General features: G+C 73.0%; 25 protein-coding genes. 13 read left to right on the forward strand and 12 right to left on the reverse strand.

Translation table 11 applies throughout. The features are described from left to right. Positions 1–310 precede the first annotated feature (310 nt). Positions 311–1,768, reverse strand: coding sequence for a DUF3152 domain-containing protein (locus tag ACIPPS_RS02755; protein WP_401425993.1), 1,458 nt, complete (start codon positions 1,766–1,768; stop codon positions 311–313). Positions 1,769–1,803: 35 nt separating this feature from the next. Further along, positions 1,804–2,817 carry an alpha/beta fold hydrolase gene (locus ACIPPS_RS02760; protein WP_401425996.1) on the reverse strand — a complete coding sequence of 338 codons (1,014 nt, stop codon included), beginning with the start codon at positions 2,815–2,817 and terminating at the stop codon, positions 1,804–1,806. 133 nt (positions 2,818–2,950) lie between these two features. On the opposite strand from ACIPPS_RS02760, the gene ACIPPS_RS02765 reads away from it, so the two are divergent. From ACIPPS_RS02765 to ACIPPS_RS02780, 4 genes are all read left to right on the forward strand, one after another. After that, entirely contained in the window at positions 2,951–3,169 is a 219-nt protein-coding gene (locus ACIPPS_RS02765; RefSeq protein WP_401425998.1) for a hypothetical protein, read from the forward strand. A 147-nt stretch (positions 3,170–3,316) separates the two neighbouring features. After that, the gene (locus ACIPPS_RS02770) at positions 3,317–3,976 is read left to right on the forward strand and encodes a TetR/AcrR family transcriptional regulator (protein WP_401426000.1); all 660 of its coding nucleotides are present in this window, start codon (positions 3,317–3,319) and stop codon (positions 3,974–3,976) included. Positions 3,977–4,089: 113 nt separating this feature from the next. Then, positions 4,090–4,317 carry a DUF3107 domain-containing protein gene (locus ACIPPS_RS02775; protein ID WP_401426003.1) on the forward strand — a complete coding sequence of 76 codons (228 nt, stop codon included), beginning with the start codon at positions 4,090–4,092 and terminating at the stop codon, positions 4,315–4,317. A 394-nt stretch (positions 4,318–4,711) separates the two neighbouring features. Further along, positions 4,712–4,981 (forward strand): hypothetical protein, encoded by a 270-nt coding sequence (locus ACIPPS_RS02780; protein ID WP_401426005.1) that lies wholly within the window; start codon positions 4,712–4,714, stop codon positions 4,979–4,981. Between the two features lie 166 nt (positions 4,982–5,147). On the opposite strand, the gene ACIPPS_RS02785 is transcribed toward ACIPPS_RS02780, so the two are convergent. After that, the gene (locus ACIPPS_RS02785) at positions 5,148–5,930 is read right to left on the reverse strand and encodes a ferritin-like fold-containing protein (RefSeq protein WP_401426007.1); all 783 of its coding nucleotides are present in this window, start codon (positions 5,928–5,930) and stop codon (positions 5,148–5,150) included. A gap of 486 nt (positions 5,931–6,416) precedes the next feature. On the opposite strand from ACIPPS_RS02785, the gene ACIPPS_RS02790 reads away from it, so the two are divergent. Next, entirely contained in the window at positions 6,417–8,591 is a 2,175-nt protein-coding gene (locus ACIPPS_RS02790) for a DEAD/DEAH box helicase (protein ID WP_401426009.1), read from the forward strand. Positions 8,592–8,886: 295 nt separating this feature from the next. Continuing rightward, positions 8,887–9,762 carry an alpha/beta fold hydrolase gene (locus tag ACIPPS_RS02795; RefSeq protein ID WP_401426011.1) on the forward strand — a complete coding sequence of 292 codons (876 nt, stop codon included), beginning with the start codon at positions 8,887–8,889 and terminating at the stop codon, positions 9,760–9,762. Here ACIPPS_RS02795 and ACIPPS_RS02800 read toward each other — a convergent pair. Beyond that, positions 9,759–10,697 (reverse strand): NYN domain-containing protein, encoded by a 939-nt coding sequence (locus ACIPPS_RS02800; RefSeq protein WP_401426015.1) that lies wholly within the window; start codon positions 10,695–10,697, stop codon positions 9,759–9,761. The two genes, ACIPPS_RS02795 and ACIPPS_RS02800, sit on opposite strands and share 4 nt — an antisense overlap. A gap of 181 nt (positions 10,698–10,878) precedes the next feature. Here ACIPPS_RS02800 and ACIPPS_RS02805 point away from each other — a divergent pair, with 181 nt between their 5' ends. Continuing rightward, on the forward strand, positions 10,879–11,031 hold the full coding sequence (locus ACIPPS_RS02805) for a hypothetical protein (protein ID WP_315891306.1): 153 nt from the start codon (positions 10,879–10,881) through the stop codon (positions 11,029–11,031). 125 nt (positions 11,032–11,156) lie between these two features. Here the strand turns inward: ACIPPS_RS02805 and ACIPPS_RS02810 are convergent, their stop codons facing one another. From ACIPPS_RS02810 to ACIPPS_RS02825, 4 genes are all read right to left on the reverse strand, one after another. After that, the gene (locus ACIPPS_RS02810; RefSeq protein WP_401426017.1) at positions 11,157–11,762 is read right to left on the reverse strand and encodes a MarC family protein; all 606 of its coding nucleotides are present in this window, start codon (positions 11,760–11,762) and stop codon (positions 11,157–11,159) included. A 361-nt stretch (positions 11,763–12,123) separates the two neighbouring features. Then, on the reverse strand, positions 12,124–12,984 hold the full coding sequence (locus ACIPPS_RS02815) for a PHP domain-containing protein (RefSeq protein ID WP_401426019.1): 861 nt from the start codon (positions 12,982–12,984) through the stop codon (positions 12,124–12,126). A gap of 256 nt (positions 12,985–13,240) precedes the next feature. Next, positions 13,241–13,879, reverse strand: coding sequence for a DUF6758 family protein (locus tag ACIPPS_RS02820; protein WP_401426021.1), 639 nt, complete (start codon positions 13,877–13,879; stop codon positions 13,241–13,243). 177 nt (positions 13,880–14,056) lie between these two features. Then, positions 14,057–14,641 (reverse strand): suppressor of fused domain protein, encoded by a 585-nt coding sequence (locus ACIPPS_RS02825; RefSeq protein WP_401426023.1) that lies wholly within the window; start codon positions 14,639–14,641, stop codon positions 14,057–14,059. Positions 14,642–15,056: 415 nt separating this feature from the next. On the opposite strand from ACIPPS_RS02825, the gene ACIPPS_RS02830 reads away from it, so the two are divergent. The 3 genes from ACIPPS_RS02830 to ACIPPS_RS02840 all read left to right on the forward strand — a co-directional run bounded on the left by ACIPPS_RS02830 (position 15,057) and on the right by ACIPPS_RS02840 (position 18,375). After that, on the forward strand, positions 15,057–16,199 hold the full coding sequence (locus ACIPPS_RS02830) for a magnesium and cobalt transport protein CorA (protein WP_401426025.1): 1,143 nt from the start codon (positions 15,057–15,059) through the stop codon (positions 16,197–16,199). Positions 16,200–16,231: 32 nt separating this feature from the next. Next, positions 16,232–16,741: a hypothetical protein gene (locus ACIPPS_RS02835; RefSeq protein WP_401426028.1), complete on the forward strand. Its 510-nt coding sequence runs from the start codon at positions 16,232–16,234 to the stop codon at positions 16,739–16,741. Positions 16,742–17,115: 374 nt separating this feature from the next. Beyond that, a complete protein-coding gene (locus ACIPPS_RS02840) occupies positions 17,116–18,375 on the forward strand; it encodes a CapA family protein (RefSeq protein ID WP_401426030.1) in 1,260 nt (419 codons plus the stop codon). Between the two features lie 101 nt (positions 18,376–18,476). On the opposite strand, the gene ACIPPS_RS02845 is transcribed toward ACIPPS_RS02840, so the two are convergent. Further along, entirely contained in the window at positions 18,477–19,268 is a 792-nt protein-coding gene (locus tag ACIPPS_RS02845; RefSeq protein WP_401427178.1) for a hypothetical protein, read from the reverse strand. A gap of 225 nt (positions 19,269–19,493) precedes the next feature. Here ACIPPS_RS02845 and ACIPPS_RS02850 point away from each other — a divergent pair, with 225 nt between their 5' ends. The 3 genes from ACIPPS_RS02850 (at position 19,494) to ACIPPS_RS02860 (ending at position 22,555) form a co-directional block, all read left to right on the forward strand. Then, complete coding sequence (locus tag ACIPPS_RS02850) at positions 19,494–20,765, forward strand: magnesium transporter MgtE N-terminal domain-containing protein (RefSeq protein ID WP_401426033.1); 1,272 nt, start codon at positions 19,494–19,496, stop codon at positions 20,763–20,765. Further along, positions 20,755–21,342: a DUF1003 domain-containing protein gene (locus ACIPPS_RS02855; protein WP_401426036.1), complete on the forward strand. Its 588-nt coding sequence runs from the start codon at positions 20,755–20,757 to the stop codon at positions 21,340–21,342. The genes ACIPPS_RS02850 and ACIPPS_RS02855 overlap by 11 nt, the downstream gene beginning before the upstream one ends. Positions 21,343–21,421: 79 nt before the next feature. Next, a complete protein-coding gene (locus tag ACIPPS_RS02860; RefSeq protein ID WP_401426039.1) occupies positions 21,422–22,555 on the forward strand; it encodes an Mrp/NBP35 family ATP-binding protein in 1,134 nt (377 codons plus the stop codon). Positions 22,556–22,645: 90 nt separating this feature from the next. On the opposite strand, the gene ACIPPS_RS02865 is transcribed toward ACIPPS_RS02860, so the two are convergent. The 3 genes from ACIPPS_RS02865 to ACIPPS_RS02875 all read right to left on the reverse strand — a co-directional run bounded on the left by ACIPPS_RS02865 (position 22,646) and on the right by ACIPPS_RS02875 (position 25,742). Further along, entirely contained in the window at positions 22,646–23,275 is a 630-nt protein-coding gene (locus tag ACIPPS_RS02865) for a hypothetical protein (protein WP_401426041.1), read from the reverse strand. Between the two features lie 93 nt (positions 23,276–23,368). Next, complete coding sequence (locus ACIPPS_RS02870; protein WP_401426043.1) at positions 23,369–23,833, reverse strand: sec-independent translocase; 465 nt, start codon at positions 23,831–23,833, stop codon at positions 23,369–23,371. A 91-nt stretch (positions 23,834–23,924) separates the two neighbouring features. Further along, complete coding sequence (locus ACIPPS_RS02875; protein WP_401426045.1) at positions 23,925–25,742, reverse strand: trypsin-like peptidase domain-containing protein; 1,818 nt, start codon at positions 25,740–25,742, stop codon at positions 23,925–23,927. Positions 25,743–25,818 lie beyond the last annotated feature (76 nt).

Raw genomic sequence — 25,818 nt, forward strand, 5'->3', positions numbered from 1 at the left:
AGCCTCCCCGTTGCGTGGGGTTGGGGTGGGGGGGGCCGGGGTCCCGGGGGGGGGGGCGGGGTTGGGGGGGGGGGGGGGGGGGGGGCGGCCCGCCCCCCCCCCCCCCCCCCCCCACCGGAAGGGGTGAATGCACGTAACTTTCCCGCCCCGGTGGCGTTCCGTCGCGCTACGGGACGGTTCATGTACGCAGCGTCAGGCTGCGGCCACGGCGGGAGGCGCCGAACCGGCGCACGGATAACGAGGGGAGGCGCGCGGACGGGCGTCCGTCAGGCGCGCCGGGCAGGTGCCTCGGCGCGCTCCCCCTCAGGGGTCAACTCCCGGGGTGCACCCAGGGATTGGGGCGGCACTTGATGCCGTCGATGTCCAGCGACTTGGTCTGCTGCTGCATCACGGGAGCGAGCGCGCCGGGGGTGCGACAGGTGACGTGACCGTGCCCGAGCCGGTGGCCGACCTCGTGGTTGATGAGCATCTGACGGTAGGCGACCATCGCCTTGTCCCCGAAGGTGTCCGATCCCTGCGCCCAGCGGAAGGCGTTGATCATCACGCGGGAGGTGGCCGCGGAGTCGCAGGAGACGTTGTCGACGGTGGTGTCGAGGCCGGACTTCGCACACCACGTGCCGGTGGTGCCGGGGCTGGCGAGGGTTACCACGAACTCCGGCTCCCCGCCGGAGATCCGTTCGAAGGTCATGGCGCCTCGACCGGCCCAGCTCCGCGGGTCGTTCAGCGTCTGCTGCACGGCCCGCGCGAAGAGCTTCGAGTCGAGTCCGAGCCCCTTCTCGACGTCGACGCGGTAGCGGATCTTGCGCCCCTTGCCCGGCGCCTTGTCGAGCCCGGCCACGGCCTCGAACTCGCCCGATCCCTTGAGCTCGGGGTCGATCGGGAACTGAAGGGCCAGCAACTGCTCGTACGTGGGCGGCAGGACGGCCTCGGCGGGCGCGGGCGGGGGGTTCGCGGGCGTCAGCCGGTCGTCGGAGCGCGAGGTCCCGCCGTTCTCGACGGCCCGGTCGGTCGGCCCCTCGGCCGAGTGCGCGACGGCCCCGCCGGGCTCCCCCTCGGCGACCTGCCCCGCCACGACGACGGCGAGGACGGTGGTGACGGCGGCGGCCGCGATGCCGGTGAACGTCCGGCCCTTGCCGCCGGCCTTGGCCGGGGCCTCCTCGGGGAGTTCCTCGGGAACGTCGTCCGCGTCGCTCTCCCGGCGCTGGCCCGGGATGAGCGGCGGGGGCGCGTCGGCGCCCCCGGCCGGCGCGGTCCGGGCCTGCGCGCTCTCCGCCGGCGCGGTCCGGGTCTGCGCGGTCCGGGTCTGCGCGCCCTCCGCCTGCGCGCCCTCCGCCTGCGCGGACTCCGCCTGCGCGTCCCGGCGCGGCCCCTGCCAGGCGCCGTCGCGCGCGGAGCCGGTCCGCGTCTCGGGGTGCTCGGGGTGTCCGCCCCGTACGGCCCCGTCGGTGGGGGCGGTGTAGACGGGGGTGCCGTGCATGGGCGTGTCCCAGACGGGCCGTCCGGCGGGCGCGGGCCGCTGCCCGTACCCGCTCGGCGCCTGTCCGTACACACCGGGGCCCACGCCCTGCGCGTACCCGGTCCGCTGCCCCTGCGCGGCCCCGCGCTCCCGGGCGTAGCCGTCCTGGACAGCGGGGTCCTGCGGGTACGCGCCCTCGGCGCCCGGCGCGCGCCTGCGGCGCCCCGTACCCGTACCGGCCGCCGGCCGCCCCTGGTCCCGCCCCTGATCCTGGTCCCGCCCCTGCGCCGTCTCGGCGGGGGGAGTGGGCACAGGACCCTTACGACTATGTCGTCCCACGCCCCGGATCAGCTCCCGCCGCTGTCGTCACTGTCGTCCATGTCGCCGTCGTCGTGCGCGCCGGCCTCGTCGGCATCGATCAGTTCCCTGACGGCCTGAGCGACCGTCTCGGGGTACTCCATCATGGCCACGTGCCCGGCGTCCGGGAGGGTCAGCAGGCGCGAGCCGCGGAACGCCGCGGCCGCCCTGCGTGCCATCCGGTACGAGACGAGCTGGTCCCGCCCCCCGTAGACGAGCAGGGTGGGCGCGAGCACCCGTTCCGCCTGCCGCCACAGGCCGTGCTGGCCGCCGAGCGTATAGGCGTCGACGATGCCGCGCGAGCTGCGGGCCATGGCGTCCCAGAAGTACGGGAGTTCCAGGCGGCGCTCCATCTCCTCCACGGCGTGTCGCAGACCCTCGTCGGTGACCTGGCCGGGGTCTCCGTAACAGAGCGCGAGCACCCCCCGGACGCGCTGCTCCGGCGTCCAGTCCTTCGTCAGCCGTGCGAACAGCGACGGGACGCCCGGCAGCGCGAGCAGCGCGGTCGGCCAGGCGCTGCGCTGCGCGCGCAGCTCCGGCAGGGCGGGGGATACCAGGGTGAGCGTGCGGACCAGGTCGGGACGGACGGCGGCGACCCGGGTGGAGACGGCGCCGCCGAGCGAGTTGCCGATCAGGTGGACCGGGCCGCGGCCGGCGGCGTCGAGGTAGCGGATGATCGCCCGGGCGTGTCCGGTCACGGAGTAGTTGCCGTCGTCGGGCGGCGGGGAGTCGCCGAAGCCCGGCAGGTCGACGGCCTCGCCGTCGACGCGGTCCGCGAGCAGCGGCATCAGCGCCGACCAGTTCTGCGAGGAGCCGCCGAGGCCGTGGACGTAGAGCGCGGGCACGAGACCCGGCCGGTCGCCGGGCCGGGCGCGGACGGTCAGCGTGAGCCCGGGCAGTGCGACGGAGCGCAGCCGCTCGCCGTCGGCGACCCGTACGGCGCGGGTCCGCGACGAGTGGGGCGCGGCGGAGGTCCGGGTCTCCGGAAGCTCGGTCGACGACATGGCCGCAATATTACGAGACGATCACGCGGCGGCGCGTGTGTGTGGCGTCACAGGATCGGGTGCGCCGCGCGGAGTGTGCTCCTAGGCTCGGAGGAGAGGCGTTCGGACAGAACCCTCTGCCGGAAGGAACCGCATGACTGTCGATCCGACCGAGCCGGACACATTCGCCGAGGAAGAAGAGGTCGTCGTGCTCGACGAGGAGATCCCCGAGGCCGACGCGGCCGAGCAGCGCACCGAACTGCAGCAGCGCGAGGACGAGCCGCCCACGCATGTCGAACGGGACTCGGCGAACGAGGCGGACTCCTCCGAACAGTCGCGGGTGGTCGCGCACGACGAAGACGACTACCGCTGATTTGTTCGGTTTAACGTTGAATCGCCTGGCGCTCTCGGCGTCCGGTCCGTGAAATTGTGCGTCCGCACCGCGCACAGCCGGGTTACCCAAAAGTACGATGGCGGGCGCGGCGCCACAGCGCGCATGGATCGATTTTTGGGAGGCGGCGTGACAGCCATCGAGCAGACAGAGGCAGCACGCCCTCGGGGCACGCGCCTGCCGCGCCGAGCCCGACGGAACCAGCTCCTCGGGGCGGCCCAGGAGGTGTTCGTCGCGCAGGGGTACCACTCCGCCGCGATGGACGACATCGCCGAGCGGGCGGGCGTCAGCAAGCCGGTCCTGTACCAGCACTTCCCGGGCAAGCTGGAGCTCTACCTGGCCCTCCTCGACCAGCACTGCGAGGCACTGCTCCAGGCCGTGCGCACGGCCCTGGCGTCGACGAGCGACAACAAGCTCCGGGTCGAGGCCACCATGGACGCGTACTTCGCGTACGTGGAGGACGAGGGCGGCGCGTTCCGGCTGGTCTTCGAGTCCGACCTCACCAACGAGCCGGCCGTGCGCGAGCGGGTGGACCGGGTGAGCCTGCAGTGCGCCGAGGCGATCTCGGCCGTCATCGCCGAGGACACCGGCCTGTCGAAGGACGAGTCGATGCTGCTGGCCGTGGGCCTGGGCGGGGTCTCCCAGGTCGTGGCGCGCTACTGGCTCTCCAGCGAGTCCGCCATCCCCCGCGACAAGGCCGTGGCGCTGCTGACGTCGCTGGCGTGGCGTGGCATCGCGGGCTTCCCGCTGCACCCCACGGACGGCCAGCCGATCGCCGAGGGTCAGTAGCTGTTCGCTCCTGGCGTTCCGCCGGTACGCCGTGCGGGTCCCCTCACCGGGCTAATGTGTGCAGCGTACGGCGCGGGAGACGCGCAACGCTGACCGTTCGGAGGGACATAGCCGTGGAGGTCAAGATCGGCGTGCAGCACGCACCCCGGGAGATCGTTCTGGAGAGCGGGCAGTCCGCCGAGGAGGTCGAGAGCGCCGTTGCCGACGCGCTGGCCGGCAAGGCGCAGCTGCTCAGCCTCGCGGACGAGAAGGGTCGCAGGATCCTGATCCCGGCCGAGAAGATCGCGTACGTGGAGATCGGCGAGCCGGCGGTGCGCCGGGTGGGCTTCGGCGCTCTCTGAGCCGTCCGAGACGCTTTCCGACGACGTCGGATACAGCCCGTCACTGGGGAAGGGCCCGGCGGATTCGTTCCGCCGGGCCCTTCGTCCATCCGGGTGGGCTCCGCGCCTCGTCCGTGCGGGAGGCCCGCACCTCGTCCGTCCGGGAGACTCCGCACGTCGCTCGTCCGGGAGACTCCGCACGTCGCTCGTCCGGGAGACTCCGCACCTCGCTCGTCCGTCCGGGTGGGCTCCGCTTCGCACCTCGTCCGTCCGGGTGGGCTCCGTACCGGCCGTGGCGCCTGGGGCCGGGGCGAAGGTGCAGGTGGGGCGGGCGGGGAGGATTGCGTTCGAGTCGCCCCGGGTAGGACCGCTAACGACCGCAATGCCCGCCCCGCACCGCACGCGAGGTGATCACGTGTTCCTGGAAGCCCTCGGCTCCGCACTGCTCGGATTCGCCCTGGCCTGGGCCGCCGTGCACCGGCTGCCCGACCGCCTCCCCGCGCGCACGGTCGTCCTCACGACCGGGACGGCCGGGGCCGTCTTCGGAGCCCTGGTGACCCACGGCGCCCTCGGCCCGGGCCACGCCCTGCCGACGCTCATCGGTGCCGTGGCCATCGCCGCGGTGCTGCTCTCGCTGCTGATCCGCCCGGCCTCCCGCCGACTGCGCCGATCAGCGGCGGCGTGAGCAGCGCCTCCCCCGAGCCGGCCGAGACCGGCCCCCGTCTTCTCCCGCCCACGCCGAAGGGCCCGGCACCGACACGCGCGAGCGTGCCGGTGCCGGGCCCTTCGGACGGGCGGACAGCGGACAAGCGGACGTAACCCCTTCGGCGCTGGCAGCCGCGCCGAAGGCGTTACGCCGCGAGGCCGAGCGCGGCCATGCGCTTCGTGTGGGCCTCGGTGATCCGGGAGAACATGCGGCCGACCTCCGCCAGGTCGAAGCCGTCCGCGACACCGCCGACCAGCATCGTGGAGAGCGCGTCGCGCTCGGCGACGACCCGCTGCGCCTGCGAGAGCGCCTCGCCCATCAACCGGCGCGCCCACAGCGCGAGCCGGCCACCGACGCGCGGGTCCGCGTCGATCGCGGCGCGGACCTTCTCGACGGCGAAGTTTCCGTGGCCGGTGTCGTCGAGGACGGACAGCACGAGGCGACGGGTGTCCGAGTCGAGTCGGGCGGCGACCTCCCGGTAGAAGTCGCTGGCGATCGAGTCGCCGACGTAGGCCTTGACCAGGCCCTCCAGCCAGTCCGACGGCGCGGTCTGCCGGTGGAAGTCGTCCAGCGCCTTGGCGAACGGCTCCATCGCGGCCGTCGGCTCCGCGTCCACGGCGGCCAGCCGGTTCCGCAGCTGCTCGAAGTGGTGGAACTCGGCGGAGGCCATCTTCGCCAGCTCGGCCTTGTCCCCGAGGGTCGGCGCCAGCTTGGCGTCCTCGGCGAGCCGTTCGAAGGCCGCCAGCTCGCCGTAGGCCAGCGCGCCGAGCAGGTCGACGACCGCGGCGCGGTACTGCGGCTCGGCGGAGGCGGTGGCCCAGTCCTGGGCGGCGATCCCGGTGAGTTCCCCGGCGGTCTCCGCCGCGGTCTCGTCCGTGGTCTTCTCCGCGTTCTCTTCGGCGGGCGTGGCGTTGTCAGGCGTCTCCATGAAGCGCACAATAGCCCGCCCCCCGGGGCGCTCAAGGCCCTGGTCAGTCACTGTGACGGCGCCCTCATCGCGAATTCTCCCAACACACATGCGCGAATCCGGGGTACAGTGGTAAAGCGCCTGCTGAGTATGCGGACAAGTTTTCGCACGTTCGGACGTACACGGTGGGCCACGCATGAATGAGGATGCCCGGTCGGTGGCCCGACTGGCTCCGACCCGACAGCCCTCCCCGCGCACCCGCAGGAGGGTCCCTCAGCGGCACGACGCTCGAGCGACGGCAGTGGTCCCGCGCCACCCGGCTGTGATCCATTCGTCGATCCGGCCGGCAGCGAATCGGCACGGTACGACCCCCAGCGTTCGCCTCGCGCCGCGTCTCACAGAAGAGGCAGCACCCTGACTACGACTTTCCGAGAGCTCGGAATCCTTCCCGAGACGGCCGAGGCGCTCGAAGCCGTCGGCATCATCACCCCCTTCCCCATCCAGGAGATGACTCTTCCGGTCGCCCTCTCCGGCACCGACGTCATCGGCCAGGCCAAGACCGGCACAGGCAAGACCCTCGGTTTCGGTCTGCCGATCCTGGAGCGCGTCACCGTCCCCGCGGACGTCGAGGCAGGCCGGGCCAAGCCCGAGCAGCTGACCGACGCCCCGCAGGCCCTGGTCGTCGTCCCGACCCGCGAGCTGTGCCAGCAGGTCACCAACGACCTGCTCACCGCCGGCAAGGTCCGTAACGTCCGCGTGCTCGCCATCTACGGCGGCCGGGCGTACGAGCCCCAGGTCGAGGCGCTCAAGAAGGGCGTCGACGTCATCGTCGGCACCCCGGGCCGCCTGCTCGACCTGGCCGGACAGCGCAAGCTGGACCTGTCCCACGTCAGGGTCCTCGTCCTCGACGAGGCCGACGAGATGCTCGACCTGGGCTTCCTGCCCGACGTCGAGAAGATCATGAACATGCTTCCGGCGAAGCGTCAGACCATGCTGTTCTCGGCCACCATGCCGGGCGCGGTCATCGGCCTCGCCCGCCGCTACATGTCGCAGCCGACGCACATCCGCGCCACCTCGCCCGACGGCGAGGGCGTGACCGTCGCCAACATCAAGCAGCACGTCTTCCGCGCGCACTCGATGGACAAGCCGGAGATGGTCTCCCGCATCCTGCAGGCCAACGGCCGCGGGCTCGCGATGATCTTCTGCCGCACCAAGCGCACGGCGGCCGACATCGCCGAGCAGCTGCAGCGGCGTGGTTTCGCCTCCGGCGCGGTCCACGGCGACCTCGGCCAGGGCGCCCGCGAGCAGGCGCTGCGCGCCTTCCGCAACGGCAAGGTCGACGTGCTCGTCTGCACCGACGTCGCCGCGCGCGGCATCGACGTCGAGGGCGTCACGCACGTCATCAACTACCAGTCGCCGGAGGACGAGAAGACGTTCCTCCACCGCGTGGGCCGCACCGGCCGCGCGGGCAACAAGGGCACGGCCGTCACGCTGGTCGACTGGGACGACATCCCGCGCTGGCAGCTGATCAACAAGGCGCTCGGCCTCGACTTCCACGAGCCGGTCGAGACGTACTCCAGCTCCCCGCACCTGTACGAGGAGCTGGACATCCCGGCGGGCACCAAGGGCGTCCTGCCCCGCGCCGAGCGGACCCGCGCGGGTCTGGGCGCGGAGGAGCTGGAGGACCTGGGCGAGCCCGGCGGTCGCGGTGGCCGCGGTCGCAAGCAGGCCGCTCCGGCGGCCGAGGAGGCCCCGGCCCGTACGCGCACCCCGCGCCAGCGTCGCCGTACGCGCGGCGGCTCCACGGCGGACGAGACGGCCCCGGCCGTCGCTCCGGCCGCGGCCGCCGCTCCCGTCGCGGAGGACGCGCCCGCGGAGCCGCGCACGCCGCGCCGCCGTCGCCGTACCCGCCCCGGCGGGGCGTCGACCGCGCAGGTCGCGCAGGTCGCCGAGACGGCTCCCGCCGCTCCGGCCGCCGTCGCCCCGGTCGCGGAGGCCCCGGCCGCCGCGGTCGCCGTCGCCACCGCTCCGGTGGTCCGGCAGGCCAAGCCGGTCGACCGGGCCCCGCAGGCCCGCACCCAGGCCCCCGATGCGCCCAAGGCGCCGCGTCGTCGCCGGGCGCGCGTCCTGAACGCCGACGCCGACACGGTGGGCTTCCAGACCGTGGAGACCGCTGCGGCCGCCCTCGCGGCGGCGGCGCCGGTCGCCGAGCCCGTCGCGGCGCCGGTCGTCGAGACGGTGGTCGAGGAGCCCAAGAAGGCCCCCGCCCGCCGCCGTACGACCAAGAAGGCCGTCGCCGAGGTCGTCGAGACGGCTCCTGTGGCCGAGGTCGCCGAGGTCTCCGAGACGGTCGCCGAGGAGCCGAAGAAGGCTCCCCGTCGCCGTACGACCAAGAAGGCCGTCGCGGTCGAGACCAGCGAGGCGCCGGCCGTCGAGGCCGCTGCCGAGCAGGCCGTCGAGGAGGCCCCCAAGGCCCCCCGCCGCCGCACGACCAAGAAGACCGCCGTCGCCGCCGAGGCCCCCGACGCCTCGGAGCCGAAGACGGCGCCCCGCCGCCGTACGACGAAGAAGGCGGCCGCCGCTCCGGCGGAGGCCACCGGAACCGTCGAGGCCGCCGAGGCCCCCAAGGCCCCGCGCCGCCGCACGACGAAGAAGGCCGCTGCCGCCCAGCCCGAGAGCTGACGCGCACCGTACCTTCCCCGTGGCCCGGCCCCTCCCCAGGGGCCGGGCCACTGCGCTGCCCGGGCCGCCCGGGGCTCGGACGCGGGTCGGCCAAGCGCGAGCCCGGCCCGCGTCCGCCGCCGGCGCCCACCCGAGCTCAACCCGGCGCGAGCCCGGCCCGGGCCCGCCGGGGCCCGCCCGGGGCCCGCCCGGGCTCGACCCAGCGTGCTCCCTCACTCGCTCCGGCGCGCGCGCCCGTCGCGACTCCGCCCGGTCCGGATCCGGTCGTCGCTGAACAGCGGTTACAGTCCCTTTCATGAGCAAGCCCCGGTCCCTGGCGCTGCCCCCGCGCACCCGTGCCTACCGGCTGGGCACCACGCGCGGCGACTTCGCCGTCCTCGACATCGCGCCCGAGGGCGCGACGCGCGGCACGGTGCTGCTGCTGCCCGGCTACACCGGCAGCAAGGAGGACTTCCTCGCCCTGCTCACCCCCCTCGCCGAGCACGGCTACCGCGCCGTGGCCGTCGACGGACGCGGCCAGCACGAGACCCCCGGCCCGCGAGGGCGCCACGCCTACAGCCGCCGGGCGCTCGCCCTGGACGTGGTGGCGCAGGCGGCCGTCCTCGGCGACGGCCCGGTGCACCTGCTCGGCCACTCCTTCGGCGGCCTGGTCGCCCGCGCCGCCGCCGAGCTCGCGCCCCCCGCGTTCCGCACGCTGACCCTGCTCTCCTCGGGCCCCGGCCGGGTCGCCCGCCCGCAGCGGATCAGGGTCCGTGCGCTGCGCGGCGCGCTCGCGCTGCTGCCCAAGGAGCGGGTCTGGCTGGCCACGCGCTGGCTGGACAGCCGGGGCGAGCAGCCGGAAGCCGCCGACCCGCCGGAGATCGTACGGTTCCTCCGGCAGCGCTGGATGCGCACCAGGATCGCCCAACTGTCAGGTGCAGGAAGGCTGTTGCTGCGCGACCCGGACGGCACCGCACGCCTCGCCGCGCTGCCGCTCCCGGTGCACATCGCGTACGGCGCCGAGGAGATGGTCTGGCCCGTGCACGGCCTGGCCGCCGCGGCGGCGCACACGCACGCGCACCACACCGTGGTCGCGGGCGCCGGCCACTCCCCCAACGTCTCGCACCCGGAGGAGCTGGCGGCCCGGCTGGCGGCGTTCTGGGAGATCGGCGACCGCGTCCGTACGGGCTAGAACTGCGCCTGGAGGTGCTGCCAGAAGCCGTCGCGCAGCGCCCTGCGCAGGGCGGCGTGGCCGCGCAGGGACCGGCTGAGGAGCTTCTCGGCCTCGATGAGCAGGTCCTGGTCGACCGGTCCCGGCAGGTACGGGTGGCCGGGCAGCAGCTCGGCCAGCGCGTCGCTGCCCCGCTCCGCGAGCCACATCGCGGCGATCCGGGCGCCGATGAAGCGGACCTCCTCGCGTGAGGGCGGCGGCTCGCCCTCGTTCTCGTAGGTCGTGACGGGCCGTCGGCTGACGTAGGGGCGCCAGAAGTCGAGGTCGAAGGTGCGCTGGCTGTCGACCTCCCAGAGCAGCGGCTCGGCCTGGTTGCGCCCCTCGGCGGCCTCGATGCCCCAGAGGTGGACGCGGGCGCCGTAGCCCTGGGCGGCCTCGACGGCCGAGACGAGGTCCTCGTCGCCCCCGACGAGCGCGGCGTCGCTGATGGCGCGGTGACGGGCGAGGGACTCCAGGTCCGAGCGGATCAGGGAGTCGACGCCCTTCTGCTGGTTGTTGGCGTTGAGGTTGCCGAGCCGGACCTTGACGTCGGGCAGCTCGGCGATGGACTGCTGCTCGGGCGTGTGGATGCGGCGGCGGGCTCCGTCGTACCAGTAGACGCGCAGCAGCCGACTGTCGGCGAAGATCGTGCGGGCCTTGTCGATGAAGGCCTCGATGAGCCCTTCGGCGTCGAGGTCGAAGGAGCGTCGGTCCTCGGTGCCCGCCACAAGCAACCCGGCCGCAGCATAGACGTAACCCGCGTCGACGAAGATGGCATGGGTCGAAGGGGTCTTGGCCACTTCGGCGAGCATCCGCTGGAGGAGCTCATTGGTGCGCTCCAGGCGGTCGCGCAGGGCGTGGACCGGGTCGGGGACCGGGTCGGCGGGCGGCGATGGGGGTGTCTCTGCGTCGTTCATACAGGGCTCATTCTCCGCCTGGCGCGTGACGCCCGCCACCATCCCCCACCCCTAGTAGTTAGGCATCCAAAAAATTTCCTTAGCGTAGGGAATGTTTGCAGGATGCATGTCGTTGGACACTACGTAACAGGCACAGCAGTTCTCCATCAGGAGGATCAACTCCAGACGAAGGGAGAAGCCCTTGCGCTTCGAAATCCTGCGACTCGACGACATCGACGGCACGCCCGTCGACCGGACCGTCGTGGACGCCGCCTCCGTCAACCGGATCGTGCAGCAGGCCGCTTCGATCGGCCAGCGCATCTGGATCCGCCCGGCCGACAGCACGGCTTCGTAACACGGCAGCCGCACCGACGCACCGCGCCCCCGCATGGACTCCGACGACCGGAATCCGTACGGGGGCGCAGTGCTGTGCGGGCCCAGTGCGGTGGGGCGCTGTGCCGCGCTGTGCTGTGTGGGGGCTCACGCCCCCTGGATGACCTGGGTGACGCCGTTGATGATCTGCTGCACGGCGATGGCCGACAGCATCATGCCGGCGAGCCGGGTCACGAGCACGACACCGCCGTCCTTGATGACACGGATGATCAGCAGCGAGTAGCGCATGGTCAGCCAGAGCACGACGTGCATGGCGCCGATCGCGGCCCAGACCGAGACCTGCGCGCCGACGCCGTCGGCGTGCTGCACGGCGAGGATCACGGAGACGATCGCGCCGGGCCCGGCGAGCAGCGGCATGCCCAGGGGCACGAGGGCGACGTTGACGTCCTTGGTCTGCTTGGGCTCGTCGGTCTTGCCGGTGAGCAGGTCGAGCGCGATGAGCAGCAGGAGCAGACCGCCGGCGATCATCAGGGCGGGAACGGAGACGTGCAGATAGGCGAGGATCTGCTGCCCGAGGATCCCGAAGACGGTGATGACGCCGAAGGCGACGGCGACGGCCTGCCAGGCCATCCGCCGCTGCACCTTGGCCGGCCGACCGGAGGTGAGGGCGAGGAAGATCGGGGTGATCCCGGGAGGATCCATGATCACGAACAGGGTCAGGAAGAGCGAGCCGAATACGGCGACGTCGAACACGGTGTGCCTTGCGCTGTGAGGTGTACGAGGGTGGGGGGAGCCCCGACGACCGGGGCATGGGCGGCTGGGCCCGGGAACGAGGTCGCAGGGGGACCGAGGGCGGCCGACCGCCGAGGGGCGCACCTCCGGCGGACCAGGGGCGCACCTCCGGCGGACCAGGGGCGCACCTCCGGCGGACCAGGGGCGCGCCATCGGCGGCCTCTCACCGGCGGAAGGCCGGCGGACCGCTGATGGGCCACTGACGGACCGACGACGGACGCCTCCAGGCCGCCGACGGGCCGTGCGGGGCAGGGAAGACCCCCCACACCGGATCCCCCTGAAGGGTGTCGGGAAAGAGGGGCGGGGCCTCGGGGGCCAGGGGCTAGGCGGGTCCGCCGGCGCCGGGGACCGGGAAGGCGCCGGTGGCGCGGCGAGTGATCTCGCCGTAGATCTCGGGGTCCGTCGTGTACTCGCCGAGGGCGCACGTCTTGCGGCTGCCGTGGTAGTCGCTGGACCCCGTGGCGAGCAGTCCGAGCTCCTTCGACAGCCCGCGCAGTCGCGCCCGCGTCGGCTCGTCGTGGTCCATGTGGTCGACCTCGATGCCGTCGAGGCCCGCCTCCGCGAGGCGCGCGAGCGCGTCCTCCGGGACGACCTCGCCGCGCTTGACCGCGAGCGGGTGCGCGAGGACCGTCACGCCGCCGGCCGCCTTGACCAGCCGGATCGCCTCGAACGGGTCGAGTTCGTGCTTGTCCACGTACGCCCGTCCGCCGTTCGCCAGCCACTCGGGCGTGAACGCGCCGGACACGTCGGGTACGACGCCGAGCTCGACCAGCGCCTCCGCCACGTGCGGGCGGCCGACCGAGCCGTCCCCGGCGATCCGGGCGACCTGGTCCCAGGTGACCGGGACACCGAGCTCCTGGAGCTTGCCGACCATCGCCCGGGCGCGCGGCACCCGGTCGTCCCTGACCAGCTCGCGCTCGGCGGCCAGCTCCGGCTCGGCGGCGTCGAAGAGGTACGCGAGCATGTGCAGCCCGACGCCGTCGAGGCGGCAGGACAGCTCGGCACCGGTCACGAGGGTCAGCCCCGCGGGCAGCGCGGCGATCGCGGCGGCGTGGCCGCGCGTGGTGTCGTGATCGGTGAGGGCGACGACGTCGAGGCCGGCGGCTGCCGCGTTGCGGACCAGCTCGGCCGGGCTGTCCGTACCGTCCGACGCCGTGGAGTGGGTGTGCAGGTCGATGCGCACGACGCGTTACTCCAGAGCTCAGGGCGGGCGAACAAGGGGACGCTCCAGCATAACGGGCGAACCAGGCCTACGAGCCCCGCACAACGAAGGCTCCGGCCGCGACCTGCCCCGCCGACCCAAGCCCCGACACCCCGGCGACCCACACATCCCAAGGCCCGCGAAGCGCCGCTCCCCCGTTCCTCCCGCTCCCCCGCCTCCGCGCCTCCGCGCCTCCGCGCCCCGCGCCCCGCGCCCGCGCCCGCGCCCGCGCCCGCGCCTACGTCAGCAGACGCGGGGTCAGCGCGCCGCACGGGAGGAGTTCGACCTCCGCGCCCGCGTCGCGCAGGTCCGTCAGGACCAGTTCGTCGTACATCAGCAGGCCCGACTGCTCCGGCCACACGATCGCCCAGAGCCACAGCCCGCGCGCCTCGCCCGCGAAGACCGCCCGGTCCCCCGGGGTTCCCGTCACGTGCCACAGGGGCGTCGGGCGGCCGGCGGCGAGCACCTTGGTCTGCGCGGGCTTGTCGACGGAGAACCCGGGTCCGGGATCCGGGCCGTCGAGCCCCGCGTACCGCGCGCCGAGTCCGACGCCCAGCTCCTCGGCCACGAGCAGCAGCTCACCGATCCCGCCGAGCGGACCCGGCCCGGAGCAGGCGACGGCGGTCGCCCGTCCCCCGCTGCGATCGTCACCGGCGTACGCGACCCCGGTGAAGAGCCAGCCGACGGGCAGCGGCCACGGCATCCAGACCGGCACCTGTGCCCGGTGCACGACGACACCGAGGGCCTCGACGCTGGGCGGGATCACGGGCTGCAGCGGGTGCACCGGGCCGTGCCCGGCGCACTGCCAGGAGTCGGCAAAAAGTCCGGGCGCCCTGACCCGGCCACCGCACCTCGGGCAACTGGGTTCGCCCCTCATAGAGCCCAACGGTCCTACCCCTCCGCGCCCGCGTCAAGGACGATCACCCGTCCGGACCGACCGGTTCACCCCGAGTGGCAGGCGCGCGGAGGGGGCGCGTGCGCGGTCGCGGGCGCTCGGGGAGCGGGGAGCGCGAGGCGGGCGGGCGGGTAACCCGGGGTCAGGCGGGGAAGTCCGTCAGTCCAGGGTCACCGAGCGGCGCAGCGGGTCGCGCAGGTCCGTGCCGTTGGCCAGCCAGCGCTCCTCCAGCGCCTGCGCCCCGTGCACCCGCTTCCACGCCGCCTCGTTGGACGTCATCGGCAGCAGCGGCAGGAACCGGACCGGCTCCCTGGGCTCGTCGAGCTCCAGGTCCTCCACCAGGCCGCCCGGCTCCGCGACCAGGACCGAGCTGAACGGGGCCCCGGGCCACAGCGGTTCACCGACGTCGAGTGAGGCACCGGACGCCACGACCACGCCCTCGACCTGCGGGGTCGAGGCGAGGACGGCGAGCGGGCGCAGCACCTTGTCGGTGTCGGCGAGCCCGGCCCGTACGGAGAGGACCAGCTCCGCGCGCGGGCCCTTCACCGGGTCGGCGAGCGCGGCCGTCGGGTCGGTCATCGGGTGCGCCGACATGCCGAGGGTCGCGTACCGGACGACATCGCCGTCGAGGAAACGGAGCACCTCGATCCGGTCCGTGCCCAGAAAGGTCACCGCGGCGCGCGCGTCCGGTTCACCGAGCGCCGACCGCAGCCGGGCCTCGACCAGAGCAAGAACTTCTCCCATGCCGCGAGCATAAAGCGCGTAGGGAACGGGCAAAGAAAGGGATTGGCCCTCTGTCGGCTGATAGTCTTGGCCGCTGGTCGGTACTCCCGACCACTCGTCATCCCCCACGGGGGACCGGCTGGAGGAGGTGGGGCTGCGTGGATCGAAGTCGATCGGGCAGTACCAACCGCTCTTCCGCCCCGCACCTGAGCCCGGTGCGACCTCTCCCGGTGATCTGAGGCCTTCCGCACCCGGTCCGCCCACCGTCACCCGGCATCTCGCACGACGGAAGAGCACTTCGCCTTTGCCTGTCTGTAGCGAACGCCGTCACCGCGATCCCGCGGTGCCGCCCGCTTTGTGGACGACGTAGCTCCACGTCCTCATTCCGGGCTGTGCCACGCCTCGCCGACGGCTTCTCCGTGAAGGAGCATGCCAAATGTCGATGATTCGTGACCTGCGCGCCGCGGTCCGTCCCTCCCTGCGCACCTCCCTGCGCAAGCCCACCACCGCCGGTGCCGTCTCGCCGTACGCCACCTACGACGCCACCCGTGACCCGTCCGCCTCCAGCGCCGTCGTCGACTGCGCCGTCTACCGCGACGGCAGCCGTGTGGACGACCACGCCTGCCTCACGCCACGCGGCGCGATGGCTCAGGTGCGCGAGAGCGGCGGCTTCGCCTGGATCGGTCTGCACGAGCCGACCGAGGCCGAATTCGCCGGTATCGCCGCCGAGTTCGGGCTCCACCCGCTCGCCGTCGAGGACGCCGTCCACGCCCACCAGCGACCCAAGCTGGAGCGGTACGACGACACCCTCTTCACCGTCTTCAAGACGATCCACTACGTCGAGCACGCCCAACTCACCGCCACCAGCGAGGTCGTCGAGACCGGCGAGGTGATGTGCTTCACCGGCCCCGACTTCGTCATCACCGTCCGGCACGGCGGGCAGGGTTCGCTGCGCAACCTCCGCCACCGCCTCCAGGGCGAGCCCGAGCTGCTGAGCAAGGGCCCCTCGGCCGTCCTGCACGCCATCGCCGACCATGTCGTCGACGGCTACATCGCGGTCGCCGACGCCGTCGAGCTCGACATCGACCAGATCGAGATCGACGTCTTCTCGCCGCCGGCGAAGGGCTCCACGCGCGGCACCGACACCGGGCGGATCTACCAGCTCAAGCGCGAGGTACTGGAGTTCAAGCGGGCCGTCTCCCCGCTGATGCGGCCGATGCAGCTGCTGAGCGAGCGGCCGATGCGGCTGGTGGACCCGGACATCCAGAAGTACTTCCGCGATGTCGCCGACCACCTCGCGCGCGTGCAGGAGCAGGTCGTCGGCTTCGACGAGCTGCTCAACTCGATCCTCCAGGCCAACCTGGCGCAGGCGACCGTCACGCAGAACGAGGACATGCGCAAGATCACCTCGTGGGCGGCCATCATCGCCGTGCCGACGGCGGTCTGCGGCGTGTACGGCATGAACTTCGACCACATGCCCGAGCTGGAGTGGAAGTACGGGTACCCGATGGTGCTCGTCGGCATCACGGCGATCTGTTTCGCCATCCACCGCACCCTCAAGCGCAACGGCTGGCTCTAGCAAGCCGACCGGCTCTGGATAGGCTGCTCGGCATGACAGACATGCTGCCCGGGGCCGCCCTCGTCGAGGAGGCCACGAAGAAGTCCGGCCTCATCTGGGTACGGGGCGACGCCCCCGCGGCGCGGGCGCTGTGGCACGTCTGGCACGAGGGCGCGGCGCACGTCGTCGGCGACGGCCCGGGCGAGCAGCCCCTGCCGGGGCTCGTCGCGGGCGCGACGGCCGAGGTCACGGTCCGCAGCAAGGACAAGGGCGGCCGGATCGTCGCCTGGACGGCGGCGGTCTCCGAACTGGCTCCGGGTACGGAGGAGTGGGACGCGGCGGTCGCCGAGCTGAAGGGCAAGCGCCTCAACGCCACGGACGGCGAGGCCATGCCGGAGCGCTGGGCGCGCGAATGCCGGGTCCTTCGGCTGGCGCCGCTCGACTCCACGACCGACCTGCCCACCGGCTCCCTCGCGGCGGCCCCGCAGCCCTCCGACGCGATCACCCGCCGCCCCGTCCCGGCCGCCCTCCCGCGCCTGCTGCTCAAGCGCCGCAAGCGCTGACCGCACCTCCCGGGCCGGACCTCCCGGGGCCGCACCTCCCGGGCGGCCGCACCTCTCGGGACGCGCCTCCCGGGACGCACCTCCCGGAACGCACCTCTCGGGACGCGCCTCCCGGGACGCACCTCCCGGAACGCACCTCCCGGGCGGCCGCATCTCCCGGACCGCACCTCCCAGGGCGGCACCTCCCGGACCGAACTCCCCGGAACGCACCTCCCGCAACGCCCTCTTCGCGCACCCGGCGCCGCCCAGGCCCCCTCGTGGGGTCCGGTGCCTCCTCGTCGTGCGCGTTCGCGGATCCTCAGGGAACCTGACGGGGAGCAGATTCATCTGCTCGTATGACAGTCGGTTGAATCCTTTCGGGACCGGGGCAGGCCATGACGAGCGACCACGAGGAGCCCGGACGGCGGCGCGGCGGATACGCCGTCGTGGCCATGGCCGTCTGCCTGGCCGCCGTCGGTGCGACCGGCGTCTGGTTCGCGGGCGGCGCCGAACCAGAGGCTCCCTCGCGCGGCTCCGGCGAGCAGGCCGCCCCCGCCGCCCCGACCGGCCCCGCCGCCCCTTCCGGCATACCGCCGACGCCCGCCCCCGGCCAGGACGCCCGCCCCTTCACCCTGGTCGCGACCGGCGACATCATCCCGTACCCGTCGATCATCCAGCGGGCCGCGGCGGACGCGGAGGGTGGCGCCGGGCACGACTTCCGGAAGATCCTCGCGGGCGTCGCGCCCATCGTCTCCGGCGCCGACCTGGCCCTCTGCCACCACGAGATCCCCTACGGGCAGCCCGGCGGCCCCTACACCGGCTACCCCGCCTTCAAGGCGCCCCACCAGCTCGCCGACGCGCTCGAGGAGACCGGTTACGAGGGCTGCTCCACCGCCTCGAACCACACCCTCGACGCCGGGTTCGAGGGCCTGAAGCGGACCCTCGACGGGCTCGACCGGGTCGGCCTGAAGCACGTCGGCTCGGCGCGCGACGCCGAGGAGGCCAAGGCCCCCGCCTGGTACACGGCCGGCGGAGCGAAGGTCGCGCAGCTGTCGTACACCTACGGGACGAACGGCATCCCGCTGCCCGAAGGCAAGCCCTGGGCGGTCAACCTGACCGACCGGCAGCGGATCGTCGACGACGCGCGCGCCGCGCGGCGCGCCGGCGCCCAGGTCGTCCTGCTCAGCATCCACTGGGGCACCGAGTGGCAGGAGGCCCCCGACCAGGCACAGCGCGATCTCGCGCAGGCGCTCACCACCTCCCGCACGGACGGCCTGCCCGACATCGACCTCGTCATCGGCACGCACAACCACGTGCCCCAGCCGTACGAGAAGGTCAACGGCACCTGGGTGGTCTACGGCATGGGCGACCAGGTCGCCAGCTTCTACTCCGCCGACAAGCTGCGCGGCAACATGTCCTCGATCCCGCGCTTCACCTTCGGCCCCTCGGCGGAGCACCCCGGCCGGTGGACGGTGACGAAGGCCGAGTACCTCACGCAGTACTCCGACATGGGCCCGCCGTTCCGCGTCGTGTGCGCGTCGTGCGAGGCGCCGGCCGACAAGCGGGCGCGGTACGGGACGGTCGACGCCCGGGTCACCGAGGCCGTGATGTCGCGGGGCGCCGGGTCCCAGGGGCTGACCCGCGCCACGCGGTGACGGCGGGGACCGGGGACGGCGGGGACGGTGGACGGCGGGGACTGCGGACGGCGGGGCTCCTGGGCAGGGGGACGCCCGCGGCTGCCGGCCGTGGTCCGCGGTCAGGTGCGCGGCAGCTGCTTGCCGTAGTCGAGCGTCTCGCCCGGGGCGGGCTCCTCCAGCGGGAAGTCCTTGTCCCACTCGGACAGCACGACCACGCCCGCCCCGCCGCCCCGCGCGAACTGGAGCGGGAACGGGGTGCCTTCCAGCGCGACGTCCAGGGTGCCGCCCTCGCCGTCCTCGCCGCCCTTGACCTTGACCGTACGGATGCCGCCGATCTTGTCGCGGTCGCCCTTCACCGGGTCCCCGTGCAGACCGATCAGCCCGTCCAGGAGGAGGTCCATGTCGGTGAAGCCGCGCAGCTGCTTGTACGAGGGGTCGTCCTGCGGCACCTTCACGTACTTGTCGTCGAGCTTGTCGGCGGCCTCGTCGTCGGCGTCCGAGCCGTCCGAGCCGTCCGAGCTCTCCGTGGGCGCCGCGGACGCCTTGCCGTCCTCGCCGTGCGTCCAGAACTCCGCGTCGGCCTTCATGAAGAGCGCGTCGCCGACCCGCAGCAGCTCGAAGGTGCTGTTCTTCGTCGTGACGGAGCCGGCCGCGCCGTCGTCCTTGAGCCGCATGTTGAGCTTGAACGTGCCGCCCTTGCTGACGAGCGTCCCGGCCAGCCGGACCGCCTTCGCGCCGTCCGCCGCCTCCTGCGCCTTCTGCTCGATGGCGTCCGGGGCCAGCTTCCCGACCCCGTTCGTCCCCTCGTCCGGGTCCTCCGCGCAGGCACCGAGTCCCGCCGCGAGACCGGCGCACAACGCCAGCGGCAGGACGACCCTGCGGATGCGCGATGCAGTGAGGAGTGCGGTCACCGGCGCGGCCTCTCGTCTGTCGTCGGCGTTCGCCGACGGTTCCGTACGTCGGCGCACGTCGATGGTGGGGGGACGGCAGCTCGCAGCGTACCCGGGCCGTGTACCGTCGCCGCAGGCAGCCGTACGGGTGCTCTCCCCGGGGCGCCACGGATGGGCACGGGCTAGCCTGAATCCGGCATATCTCAGCACGGACCCGAATCGTGCGGCACCGAGGAGGCGCGTGGCATGGCGGCAGGCGCCCCCCGGATCTTCGTCTCGCACCTCGCCGGTGTGCCCGTCTTCGACCCCAACGGCGACCAGGTCGGCCGTGTCAGCGACCTCGTCGCCATGCTCCGGGTGGGCCGCCGCCCGCCCCGGCTGCTCGGCATGGTGGTGGAGGTGCTCAGCCGCCGCCGGATCTTCGTGCCGATGACCCGGATCACCGGCGTCGAGTCCGGCCAGGTCATCACCACGGGCGTGGTCAACATGCGTCGCTTCGAGCAGCGTCCGACCGAGCGGCTCATCCTCGGCGAGCTCCTCGACCGCCGCGTCCGGTTGGTCGAGACCGAGGAGGAGGTCACCGTCCTCGACATCGCCATCCAGCAGCTCCCCGCCCGCCGCGAGTGGGAGATCGACAAGGTCTTCGTCCGGCGCGGCAAGCCCGGCGCGCTGCGCCGCAAGGGCGAGACGCTGACCGTGGAGTGGTCGGCCGTCACCGGCTTCTCGCTGGAGGAGGACGGCCAGGGCGCGGAGAACCTGGTCGCCACCTTCGAGCGGCTGCGCCCCGCCGACCTGGCCAACGTGCTGCACCACCTCTCCCCCAAGCGGCGCGCCGAGGTCGCCGCCGCCCTCGACGACGACCGGCTCGCCGACGTCCTGGAGGAGCTTCCCGACGACGACCAGATCGAGATCCTCGGCAAGCTGAAGGAGGAGCGCGCGGCGGACGTCCTGGAGGCGATGGACCCGGACGACGCGGCCGACCTGCTCTCCGAACTGCCGGAGGAGGACAAGGAGCGGCTGCTCACGCTGATGCGGCCGGACGACGCCGCCGACGTCCGCCGGCTGATGGCGTACGAGGAGCGGACGGCCGGCGGTCTGATGACGACGGAGCCGATCGTGCTGCGGCCGGACGCCACGGTCGCGGACGCCCTGGCCCGCGTACGGCAGCAGGACCTCTCGCCGGCGCTCGCGGCGCAGGTGTACGTGTGCCGCCCGCCGGACGAGACGCCGACGGGCAAGTACCTGGGCACGGTGCACTTCCAGCGACTGCTGCGGGATCCGCCGTTCACGCTGGTCAGCTCGCTCGTCGACAGCGATCTGCCGCCGCTCGGCCCGGACACCCCGCTGCCCGCCGTCACCAGCTACCTGGCCGCGTACAACATGGTCGCGGCGCCGGTCGTGGACGAGAGCGGGTCGCTGCTGGGCGCGGTCACCGTGGACGACGTACTCGACCATCTGCTGCCGGAGGACTGGCGCGAGACCGAGTTCCACGAGGAGGGGGTGACGCATGGCGGCTGAGCGCCTGCAGGACCAGCGGGAGCGGGAACGGGAGCGGGAGAGAGAGCGGGAACGGGAGCGGACCCTGCCCCGCATCCGGCTCGACCTGCCGCGCGAGCGGCGGGCCAGGCTGCTGCCGGAGTACGACCCGGAGGCCTTCGGCCGGTTCTCGGAGCGGATCGCGCGCTTCCTGGGGACGGGGCGGTTCATCGTCTGGATGACGATCACCATCATCGTCTGGGTGCTGTGGAACATCTTCGCGCCGCCGTCGCTGAAGTTCGACGAGTACCCCTTCATCTTCCTGACGCTCGCCCTGTCGCTCCAGGCGTCCTACGCGGCACCGCTGATCCTCCTGGCGCAGAACCGGCAGGACGACCGGGACCGGGTCAATCTCGAACAGGACCGCAAGCAGAACGAGCGGTCCATCGCGGACACCGAGTACCTGACCCGGGAGATCGCGGCGCTGCGGATGAACCTGGGCGAGGTCGCCACCCGCGACTGGATCCGCTCGGAGCTGCAGGATCTGATCAAGGAGCTGGACGAGCGCGGGGACGGCCGGCACGACGGTCAACGGGAGCGCCGGGATCTATTCCCCTAGGGCGCCCGTCGGACACGTGACGTACCCGACCGCCGACAGGTCTTTCCGGCGCCGGTGGTCGGCGCCGTACCATCTCCATATGGCTACGGAAGACGCGGTGCGCGAAGCACTGGCGACGGTGAACGACCCCGAGATCAACAAACCGATCACCGAACTGGGCATGGTGAAGTCGGTGGAGATCGGATCCGACGGCAGGGTCGCCGTCACGGTGTACCTCACCGTCTCCGGTTGCCCGATGCGCGACACGATCACGCAGCGCGTCACGGACGCGGTGGCACGGGTGGAGGGCGTCACCGGCGTCGACGTCACGCTGGACGTGATGAGCGACGAACAGCGCAAGGAACTGGCGTCGGCCCTGCGGGGCACGACGGCCGAGCGCGAGGTCCCGTTCGCCAAGCCCGGCTCGCTGACCCGCGTGTACGCGGTGGCTTCCGGCAAGGGCGGCGTCGGCAAGTCCTCGGTGACCGTGAACCTGGCGGCCGCGATGGCCGCCGACGGGCTGAAGGTCGGTGTCGTCGACGCCGACATCTACGGTCACTCGGTGCCCCGCATGCTGGGCGCGGACGGCCGTCCGACGCAGGTCGAGAACATGATCATGCCGCCGTCGGCGAACGGCGTGAAGGTCATCTCCATCGGCATGTTCACCCCGGGCAACGCCCCGGTGGTGTGGCGCGGCCCGATGCTCCACCGCGCGCTGCAGCAGTTCCTCGCGGACGTGTACTGGGGCGACCTGGACGTTCTCCTGCTCGACCTGCCCCCGGGCACCGGCGACATCGCGATCTCGGTGGCGCAGCTCGTGCCGAACGCCGAGATCCTCGTCGTCACGACCCCGCAGCAGGCGGCGGCCGAGGTCGCCGAGCGGGCCGGCTCGATCGCCGTCCAGACGCACCAGAAGATCGTCGGCGTCGTCGAGAACATGGCGGGGCTGCCGTGCCCGCACTGCGACGAGATGGTCGACGTCTTCGGTACGGGCGGCGGGCAGCGGGTCGCGGAGGGCCTGACGAAGACCACGGGCGCGACCGTCCCGGTCCTCGGCTCCATCCCGATCGACGTCCGACTGCGCGAGGGCGGCGACGAGGGCAAGCCGGTCGTCATCACCGACCCGGACTCCCCGGCGGGCTCGGCCCTCCGCGGGATCGCCGCCAAGCTCGGCGGCCGCCAGCGCGGCCTCTCGGGCATGAGCCTCGGCATCACCCCGCGCAACAAGTTCTGACGTCCGCACACACGGAGAGACCTGCGGGCCTACGGACGGACGCGCCGAAACAAAGAGGGCGCCCCCTGGCGGGGGCGCCCTCTCGCGTCGCTACGAGGCGTACGCCTCCAGGTCGTCGACACCGGCGAACCCCAGCCCGTACGCGCTCATCCCCCGCCCGTACGCCCCGATGTGCACCTCGCCCGCCGAGCCGGCCAGCACCCAGCCGAACTCGGACTCCCGGTAGTGGAACGGCACCGGGACCCCGTCCACCGGGAGCGACAGCGTCGTCCACTCCGGGCCCGTCAGGTCGTCCGCCAGCTCGAAGGCGGTCTCGGTCTGCTGGTCCAGCCAGTCGTCCCGCAGCGCGTGGTCCAGCTGCGCGGGCCAGGTGTACGCCAGAAGCCCGGAGCCGGCCAGCCAGGCCGCGGAGGCGACCGTGGTGGCGTCGAGCACCCCCGTACCGTCGCCGGTCCTGCGCACCGGGCTCGCCGCCACCGTCACGACGACGGCGAAGCGCTCCTTCTCGACCCCGCTCGCGTCGGACTTTATCGACGGCTCGTCCCCGTGGCCCATCGACCCGTGCTGGACGGTCCCGTCCGCGGCCGTGCCGACCTGCATCAGCCAGCGCGCTCCGGTGAACGCGTCGTCAAGTCCGTACCAGGTGAAGGGTGCGCGCAGATAGCCCTCGGCCGTCCGCCGGGCTGCGGGCACTCCCTCCACCCGACTCGTGGTCTCCATCTCGGCCGCCTCCTCGATCCGTCGTGTCCGCGACGGCGGACAACAGATGGAGGATAGCCACCGGCTCGCGTCAGGGTGCGTCAGCCCAGGTGGTCAGGTCGCGTCGGAGTCGTACGGGGGGCGCTCCCCGGCGTCCGGCTTGTCCTGCTTCTTCAGCAGGTCCGGCGACCCGTTGACCGCCGCGGGGACGGTGGCGGCGGCAGCGGCCGACGCGCCCGACGGCTCCGACTCGCGGCCGTGCACCGCGTCGGCGACCTCGTTCATCTCCTTCTTGAGGTCGAAGCTGCTGCGCAGCTCCTTCAGCTCCTTGAGGTCCTCGTTCCCGTCCAGCTGCTTGCGCAGGAAGGTCTTGGGGTTGAGGTCCTCGAACTCGAAGTCCTTGAACTCCGGCCCCAGCTCCGTGCGGATGTCCTGCTTGGCGCTCTCGGAGAACTCGCGGATCTTGCGCACGAACCGGGAGACGTCCTGGATGACCTTCGGCAGCTTGTCCGGGCCGAAGATGAGCACGGCGAGGACCACGAGCGCGACGAGCTCGAGTATGCCTAGGTCGTTGAACACCTTGCTGCTCCTTACACGGGGTCCGGGGCCCGCTCCACGGTACCCGCCGAAACAGCCGGGCGGGTACCTTGCGGTGTCCCCCACATGGCGCTCAGTCGCCCTGTGAGGAACCGAGGGTCAACGTCTTGGTCTGTTCCTTGCCACCGCGCTTCAACGTCAGCTCCAGCTCGTCGCCCGGGCGGTGGGCGCGGATCTTCACGATCAACTCCTCGCCGCTGTGCACCCGCTGGCCGTCGACCTTGGTGATCACGTCTCCGGGCCGGATGCCGGCCTTCGCCGCAGGGCCGCCCGGGGTGACGGACGCGGTGCCGTCCTTGCCCTTCTCGCCGACGCGGGCGCCGTCTCCGTTGAACTGCATGTCGAGGCTCACACCGATGACGGGGTGGGTGGCCTTGCCGGTGTTGATCAGTTCCTCGGCGACCCGCTTGCCCTGGTTGATCGGGATGGCGAAGCCGAGGCCGATGGAGCCGGACTGACCGCCGCTCTCGCCGCTCGAACCGTCACCGGCGGCGCGGATCGCGCTGTTGATGCCGATGACCCGGGCCTTGGAGTCGACCAGAGGCCCACCCGAGTTGCCCGGGTTTATCGGGGCGTCGGTCTGGAGGGCGTCGACATAGCTGACGTCGCTGCCGTCGCCCTTCTCGCCGCCGGCCGTGATGGGGCGCTCCTTGGCGCTGATGATGCCGGAGGTGACGGTGTTCTGGAGGTCGAAGGGCGCGCCGATCGCGACGACCGGGTCGCCGACGCGGACGTTGTCGGAGTTCCCGAGCGCGAGGGGCTTGAGGCCCGAGACCCCGGTGACCTTGACGACGGCGAGGTCGTAGCCGCTGTCCTTGCCGACGAGCTTGGCGCTCGCGGTCTCGCCGCTGCTGAAGGTGACGCTGATGTCGCCTGAGGCGGCGGCCGCGTCGACCACGTGGTTGTTGGTCAGGATGTGGCCCTGCGTGTCCAGGACGAACCCGGTGCCGGTACCGGACGAACCGGCGCCGCTGACGTGCAGGGTGACCACGCTCGGCAGGGCGCTGGCGGCGATCCCGGCGACGGACTCGGGCGCCCGGTCACCGCCCTCGACGCCCGCCTGGGGCAGCTCGACGGTGGTGATGCCGCCGTTGCGCTCGACGTAGGCGCCGACCGCGCCGCCGAGGACGCCGGTGATCAGGGCGAAGGTCAGCGCCCCGGCGAGCGCGAGCCCTCGGCGGGAGCGACGGGGCCTGCCGAGCGGCTCGGCCCCGACACTCAGCGGCCCGGCGGGCCCACCGGTCCCGCCGGGGGCGCCCCAGGGGTCGTACTGCACCCACTGCGCGGGCTGCGGCGCGACCGCCTGCGGGAGGGTCGGCTGCGGGATCGTCGGCTGGGGGACGGGCTGCGGCGAGGCGGTCGGCTGAGGGGCCTGGGGCGGCGGTACGGGCACGCCGTGGGCCGGGGTCGCCACCGGTCTCTGGACGGGCGGCGCGGGCGCCCAGGGGCCCGGCTCCCCGTAGGGCGGGGTCCGGTACTCGTCGGGCTCGTGCAGCGGCTGCGGCTGGGCAGGGACCTGGTCGTGCGGCTCGGCCGGAGCAGCGGCCGCCACCTCGGACGACCCGGCCGACGGCTCGGCCGGTGCCTGCTGGTCGGCCGGTGCCTGCGCCTCGACCGGCACCTGCGGCTCGGTCGACATCTGCTGCTGGTCCGGCGTCTGCTGCCGGTCCGGCGCCTCGGCCCGGGCCTGCTGCGGTACGGGAGCGGGCGCCGGGGCGGCCGGCGGATCCGGGGTCGCGGGGGCGGCGAGGGTGAAGTCACCCTCGTCCACGACCTGCCGCTGCGGTATCTCCCCCGCGCGCTGTCCGGGGGCGCCCGCGGCCTCGTGCGGCGTACTCGTCGGCCGACTCCACCACTTCGGCTTCTGGCCGGTCGACTTCCCGTCGTTCATGCTCTCCCCGCAACAGCTGACCTGTCCGCGCCCCCCCCTCACGGCGGGCGCCCGTGCCGAGGATTCAACCAGGTCC

Source organism: Streptomyces sp. NPDC090127 (assembly GCF_044746945.1).
GTDB lineage: Bacteria > Actinomycetota > Actinomycetes > Streptomycetales > Streptomycetaceae > Streptomyces.